This is a genomic window from Tardiphaga sp., from assembly GCF_028290785.1.
GTDB lineage: Bacteria > Pseudomonadota > Alphaproteobacteria > Rhizobiales > Xanthobacteraceae > Tardiphaga.
The window spans coordinates 1-5,964 of record NZ_JAQGJD010000225.1; the positions used below are offsets into that span (position 1 = coordinate 1).

General features: G+C 62.6%; 6 protein-coding genes and 1 pseudogene. 4 read left to right on the forward strand and 3 right to left on the reverse strand.

Features of this window, described 5'->3' with window-relative positions:
• Nucleotides 1-260 (forward strand): annotated as a pseudogene (locus tag JWR89_RS13715) (PIN domain-containing protein); the annotation flags it as partial.
• A 71-nt stretch (nt 261-331) separates the two neighbouring features.
• Here the strand turns inward: JWR89_RS13715 and JWR89_RS13720 are convergent.
• Complete coding sequence (locus tag JWR89_RS13720) at nt 332-1,222, reverse strand: LysR family transcriptional regulator (protein ID WP_299717028.1); 891 nt, start codon at nt 1,220-1,222, stop codon at nt 332-334.
• Between the two features lie 103 nt (nt 1,223-1,325).
• Between JWR89_RS13720 and JWR89_RS13725 the strand changes: the two genes are divergently transcribed.
• The 3 genes from JWR89_RS13725 to JWR89_RS13735 all read left to right on the forward strand — a co-directional run bounded on the left by JWR89_RS13725 (nt 1,326) and on the right by JWR89_RS13735 (nt 4,397).
• Nucleotides 1,326-2,195, forward strand: a complete 870-nt coding sequence (locus JWR89_RS13725; protein WP_299717030.1) for an NmrA/HSCARG family protein — start codon at nt 1,326-1,328, stop codon at nt 2,193-2,195.
• A 50-nt stretch (nt 2,196-2,245) separates the two neighbouring features.
• Complete coding sequence (locus JWR89_RS13730; protein WP_299717032.1) at nt 2,246-2,914, forward strand: NAD(P)-dependent oxidoreductase; 669 nt, start codon at nt 2,246-2,248, stop codon at nt 2,912-2,914.
• A 427-nt stretch (nt 2,915-3,341) separates the two neighbouring features.
• On the forward strand, nt 3,342-4,397 hold the full coding sequence (locus JWR89_RS13735) for a sensor domain-containing diguanylate cyclase (RefSeq protein WP_299717033.1): 1,056 nt from the start codon (nt 3,342-3,344) through the stop codon (nt 4,395-4,397).
• A 250-nt stretch (nt 4,398-4,647) separates the two neighbouring features.
• On the opposite strand, the gene JWR89_RS13740 is transcribed toward JWR89_RS13735, so the two are convergent.
• Together JWR89_RS13740 and JWR89_RS13745 are read right to left on the reverse strand one after the other, a co-directional pair.
• Nucleotides 4,648-5,307, reverse strand: a complete 660-nt coding sequence (locus JWR89_RS13740) for a hypothetical protein (protein WP_299717035.1) — start codon at nt 5,305-5,307, stop codon at nt 4,648-4,650.
• Between the two features lie 220 nt (nt 5,308-5,527).
• Nucleotides 5,528-5,964, reverse strand: a 437-nt coding sequence (locus JWR89_RS13745) for a cupin domain-containing protein (protein ID WP_299717037.1), incomplete at its 5' end; no start/stop codon positions are given.

Here is a 5,964-nt window from a genome sequence, read left to right on the forward strand (position 1 = left end):
GGCCGCCGCGCCGCGATGGCCGCGTGGCTGGCCGACGATCTGCCGGCGCGCTTCGCCGAGCGAATGCTGCCGATCGATCACGCGGTGGCCGAACGCTGGGGCGATCTGATGGCGCAGAGCCGCCGCAGCGGCGTGGCACTGTCCGTGATGGACGGCTTCTTTGCGGCGACCGCGCTGGCCAAGACCTCACGCTGGTCACGCGCAACGTGAAGGATTTTGCGGCGTTCGGGATGAAGCTGTTCAATCCGTGGGAGGAATAGGCCGTAGGGGGGTAGCCGCTCTTGCGCCGTAACCCATCACGCGGCGCGCGGTCGGAGCTATCGTGAGAGCATCATCTTCCGATATAGGCGGCCAGTTCGTCGGGCGTCCCTGTGGGGAAAGCCTGTTTCAGATAGTCGAGAAACGCCGACACCCGGGCGCTGAGCAGCCGCCTCGAGGGATACAGCGTCCACAAAGCGATGTCGGCGCCCTCCACATCGCCCCAATGAACCAGCGAGCCGTCGGCCAGATCGTGACTCACGAGCGATATGGGAAGGCGGCCGGCGCCGACGCCGGCCCGCACCGCGTCCCGGACCATGACGAGGGATGACAGTGCCAGAACCGGTTCGATCGCGATCGTCTCCGGGCCGGTGGGAGTTTTCACGGCCCAGGTCAGTCGATCTCCGGACGAGCGCACGACAGCAGGAGCGGGGCAGTCTGCGGGCGGCCGGGAGAATTCAGGGCTCGCCACGACCACCAGTCGATCGCGCAGGAAGACTCGTCCCACCAAGCTGTCATCCGGATCCGGATTGACCCTGATCACCAGGTCGAATCCCTCCTCGATCATATCGACGGAACGGTCTTCCGTCGAAACCTCCAGCCTCACTTCCGGGTATTTCAAGGCGAACCCGGCAGCAATCTTTCCCATCGCGGTCTGCGAGAAGAGCAGTGGCGCGCTGATCCGCAATTTGCCCCGCGGCCTTTCGCCGCCCGCGGCGATGGCCGCGGTCACATCTTCCAGTTCGGCAAGCAACCGGCCCGCGCGCTCGAAAATCGCGCGGCCTTCCTCGGTCAGCTTCAACACACGCGCGCCGCGCTCGAACAACCGCAGATTTAGCGCAGCTTCCAGTTCGGCGACCCGGCGGGACAGGGTTGCCTTTGGGCGTCCCGTGGCCCGGGCAGCGCGTCCAAACCCGCCGTGTCGGGCGACCAGAGTGAAATCAGCGAGAGCGAGCAAATCCATGTGTTTCACCAGCGAGACAGTGCGTTCAGATATAGCGTCTATCGGTTTGATTGTGGATCGATAATTTTGGGGGTGCCAATCGGCTCAATCAGGAGTGACCCCCATGACCATCCTCGTTACCGGCGCGACCGGCAATGTCGGCCGCAATGTCGTCGAACAGTTGCTCAAGCGTGGCGCCAACGTTCGCGCTTTGGTGCGCGATCCCTCGAAGGCCGCATTCCCGGCCGGCGTCGATGTCGTGCAGGGCGACCTGCTGGACGTCGACAGCCTTCGCAAAGCGTTCTCCGGTGTATCCACGCTCTTCCTGCTCAACGCCGTGGTGGCCGACGAATATACCCAGGCGCTGGTCGCCCTCGCCGTCGCTCGCGAGGCCGGTATCGAGCGCATCGTCTACCTGTCGGTGATCCACAGCGACCTCTACGTCGATGTGCCGCATTTCGCGGGCAAGTTCGGCGTCGAGCGGATGATCGAGCGGATGGGTCTTCACGCCACCATCCTGCGCCCCGCCTACTTCATGAACAATGACATCACGATCAAGGACGTGGTGACCGGCTACGGCATCTACCCGATGCCGATCGGCCATAAAGGTCTCGCCATGATCGACACGCGCGATGTCGGCGAGATCGCCGCGATTGAGCTGATCCGCCGCGAGCAGGCTGCGGCGCCGCTGCCGCTCGATCGCTTCAATCTCGTTGGGCCCGACACGCTGACCGGCACCGATGTCGCCGCCATCTGGACAGATGTGATCGGCCGTCAGATCGCCTATCCCGCGGAAGACACCGCAGCGTTCGAGCAGAACCTGCGCAAGTTCATGCCGGGCTGGATGGCGCTCGATATGCGCCTGATGGCCGAGCGCTTCGTCATGGACGGGATGATTCCCGAGCCCGGCGATGTCGATCGGCTGACCTCGATGCTGGGCCGGCCGCTGCGGTCTTATCGCGACTTTGCGGCTCAGATCGCGGCCGAGACCTGACGGTCGAGCCGCACGCACCGCTCACAACAACGACCTTCAAGGAACATATCATGCAAAATTCCGAAACCGGCACAGCGCGTCATGCCCCGATGAAGATACTGGTGCTTGGCGCCACCGGCCCGACCGGCCGCTTGATCGTCCGCCAGGCGCTGGATCGCGGACACGACGTCAGCGCCGTGGCGCGGTCGCCCGAGAAGGCAAAAGATCTCGAACCGGCCAGGCTGATGATCGGCGACGTCCGCGACGAAAACGTGCTGCGCAAAGCTCTCAAAGGCCAGGACGCCGTCATCAGCGCCCTCGGTACGCCGGCGAGCCCGTTTCGCGAAGTCACACTGCTGTCGACCGCGACGCGGGCGCTTGTGAACGCGATGAAGGACGAGCACGTTTCCCGCCTGGTCTGCATTACAGGGATGGGTGCAGGCGACAGCGTCGGACACGGTGGCTTCGTGTTCGACAAGTTGATCTTCCCGCTCCTGTTGCGCAACGTGTACGCCGACAAGAACCGGCAGGAATCGATCGTCAGCAACAGCGGGCTTGAGTGGATTCTGGTCCGCCCGTCGGTCCTGAACGACAAGCCAAGCCACGGATCGATCCGGGCGATTGCGGATCTATCCGACTTCCACGGCGGCAGCATATCGCGGCACGACGTCGCGACGTTCGTGCTCGATCAATTGCAGTCCGATGCGTGGCTACGCCGCGCGCCCCTGATCACATCGTAGATGCCGTGGCCGAATTGCTGCTGGCATCGCCGCTGCACGGCGCCGATCTCGACCCGGACACAAGCCGTAGGGTGGGTTAGGCGCCCTTGCGCCGTAACCCACTACAGCGATGCCGGTGGGTTATCCGCCACCGCCGGCGCAACGCACGGACCCAAGTGATCCAGCCAGCTCCTGCGGGTTTCGGCCGTTCGGATCGTACATCCAGCTAAAGCCGGTCGGTCCTTTAATCATTTAAGCCGATTATTTAATTAAGTAAGCCTTCACCACTTGCTCCAAAATACGTCCCCGACAACCATAGGGTACAGCAAGATTCTCCCATTCTTTCGCACATGATGATGCGCGGCGTGGGATCGCTGAAAAACGGGTCGTGTTGCCTGGTCGATGTTCGCAATACGCCTGCCCGCAGTCGCATCGGAGAACCCAGGCAATGCCCAGATCGCGGCCGAGCGAAGGAAGCCCAACACTCCAACACCTCAGCGGAGAGGTGTCCCCCGGCGGAGCGGCTGCATGCGCGCAACCGGGGCCTGGTACCGCGACCGAGGAACTCGCAACGCTTTACGCCGCGCTGGACAATATCCAAAACGGCGTGCTGCTCCTCGATCACGAATTGCGGGCGCGATACGCCAACCCCGCGCTGCATGCGATGTTCAAATCTCCGCAAAAGTTCGTCGATAGCAAGCCGCTTTATGCCGACATGCTGAAACATGCGCGGCGGAGCAGCGCTTACGCAGTCTCGCCCGATGAGCTCAAGCGATACGTGGCCGAGCGACTCGCTTGGGTCGTTGCTGGCGATCGGCCTCCCGTTGATCAGCACCTTAGCAGCGGACGCGTCATTCGTTGCCAATGCGCGGCACTTCCCGGTGGCGGACGAATGCTGACCTACAGCGACGTAACCGACATTGTGCGGCATGCCGAAGAACTTGAGCGGCTTGCCACGACAGACGGAATGACCGGGATTTACAATCGGCGTCACTTTATGTCGCTCGCCGATCTCGAATTGACCCGGTCACGGCGCTATGGGCGGCCGGTGTCATTCCTGATGATCGACATCGATTTCTTCAAATCGGTCAATGACCGTTTCGGACATGAAGTCGGCGATCAGATGATTGTTCATCTCACGACGCTCGCGCGCGCCTGCAAACGTGATTCCGACGTGCTCGCACGCATCGGCGGTGAGGAGTTCGCATTGCTGCTGCCGGAAACGGATTTGGCACAGGCTCAGGTGGTGGCCGAACGTTTGCGCCGCGATGTTGGTGAAAATCCGCTCATCGCAAAGTCGGATCGGATTTTGACAACCATCAGCATTGGCGTGGCTGAGTATAATGCCGCCATGATCGGAATTGCCGATCTCATGAGATCTGCCGATCACGCGCTCTATGACGCAAAAGGCGGCGGACGCAATCGTGTGGTCTGCAGCGTAGAGGCTGGCAGCATCCCGGCGCACGATCCGACCGTTTCGCTTGTCCCCGTCGTCGCGGAATAGCGGTCCGGTCTTGATATCTTCAGAGTCCGTAGGGTGGGTTAGGCGCCCTTGCGCCGTTACCCACCACTACACTAGCAACAAGATTGCCCGGTGGGTTACGCGCCTTCCGCGCTAAATCTACCCTACGGCCATGGGCCACGGGCTGGTGGAGCCCAGACCCTAACGGCCGCTTCTGGCGCAAAGCGGACATTGGCGTCTATGACGATGTCGTCTAAGTGCCAACAGGCGACATGAATCCGCTCGACCCCACCTATCCTGGTCGCCCATGGCTTGCGCGCACGCGGAGGGCGCCGCCGAGCCACCTGCCAAAGGCGGCGATCGCGACAACAGGCACCAGCAACGGCGGCATGGTGAAGATCGCGAGATAGGCTTGGCCGGCATCGCGGACACCGCTGGCGATTGCAGCGCCCCAGATGCCATGCACCATGGCGACCATCACGAACGCCATCGTGGCGACGACACCGCCGAAGCTGCCGGTCGCAGCCGCGGCCCCGAGCGACCACGCGAGCATTGAGAGATAGAGCCCGATTCCGACCTTGTCTGAGCCATGCGTCACAAAGAGCAGAACAAATGCTGTCGCTGCGAAGGCGATGCCGACGGCGTGCACGATTGCCGTCCGCTCCGTGCCGAGGCGTCGCGCCTCCGCTCCGATCAGGTGCACGTAGCCGCTGCCGGCCAACGCCAATAGCCCGCTGGTGACGCCGTCGACTCCTAATCCGTAGAGCGCGCCCGACAAAGGGCCGTTCAGTGACAAGCGAGAAAAGTACAAGGCTCCCCAAGCGCCGAAGCCGAGGGCGGAAAGGCCTGCCGCGATCAAGTGGGAACGGGTCAGCATGAACAGGCCGGCGCCGGCCAGCAACGGCAATAGCGGCTGGACGACAACGAGGTAGAGCAAGTCGAGAAGGGGCACTGACGTTTCCAATCCGCCAAGGTGACGTCCGAACCGTGCCACAGCCAAAAGCGATGGCAATGACAACCGGCCAAACTGCTGTGCATGAGTGGCCCGGTCCTGCGGTTTGGTTCATGCGGGCGAGTATCGGGGGTGCCAAGCATGTCGGCCCGGGGTCAAAAAGCTGCCCTCACGGCCTCCAATGCGACTTCTGTTATACGCCCACAAGGCTGCGTGTCCCTCACTCGAACTTAGCGGGCACTGAGGCGGGTCTGGTCGCGTCCAAGACAAACATCACTAGTTGATCCAAGTTGGTCGTTCCGCTGCTGGACACTTCCATGGGCATATCCGGACCGTGGCCGACCAGTGTCTGACCGGCCTCCGTGTGGTTTACCCCATGCGGTGTTGTTTGGCTGACCTGACCGGCAAGCACATAGAACGACTCGGAGCCGGGATGCGAATGCACCGGAGTTTTTGAGCCGGGAGGACCGCTGGCGTGATTGATCCGCAGCAGATATTCGGGCGCCCCGAAGATTGGCACCGGGCCGACCTCAGCGACGCTGGAACCGCCGGGGGTCTTGCCGCCTTTTGGGCTAAGCGTGAAAAGCCATACCTTGCCCGAGACCTCCGCGGCCAATGACGTCGGGCTGGCGGCAGCAGCGCGTTGCGCCTGCTCGA

Coding starts and splice junctions, on each gene's coding strand:
- JWR89_RS13720 (WP_299717028.1), bottom strand. CDS start 1,222: ATGGATTTGCTCGCTCTCGCTGATTTCACTCTGGTCGCCCGACACGGC.
- JWR89_RS13730 (WP_299717032.1), top strand. CDS start 2,246: ATGCAAAATTCCGAAACCGGCACAGCGCGTCATGCCCCGATGAAGATA.
- JWR89_RS13735 (WP_299717033.1), top strand. CDS start 3,342: ATGCCCAGATCGCGGCCGAGCGAAGGAAGCCCAACACTCCAACACCTC.
- JWR89_RS13725 (WP_299717030.1), top strand. CDS start 1,326: ATGACCATCCTCGTTACCGGCGCGACCGGCAATGTCGGCCGCAATGTC.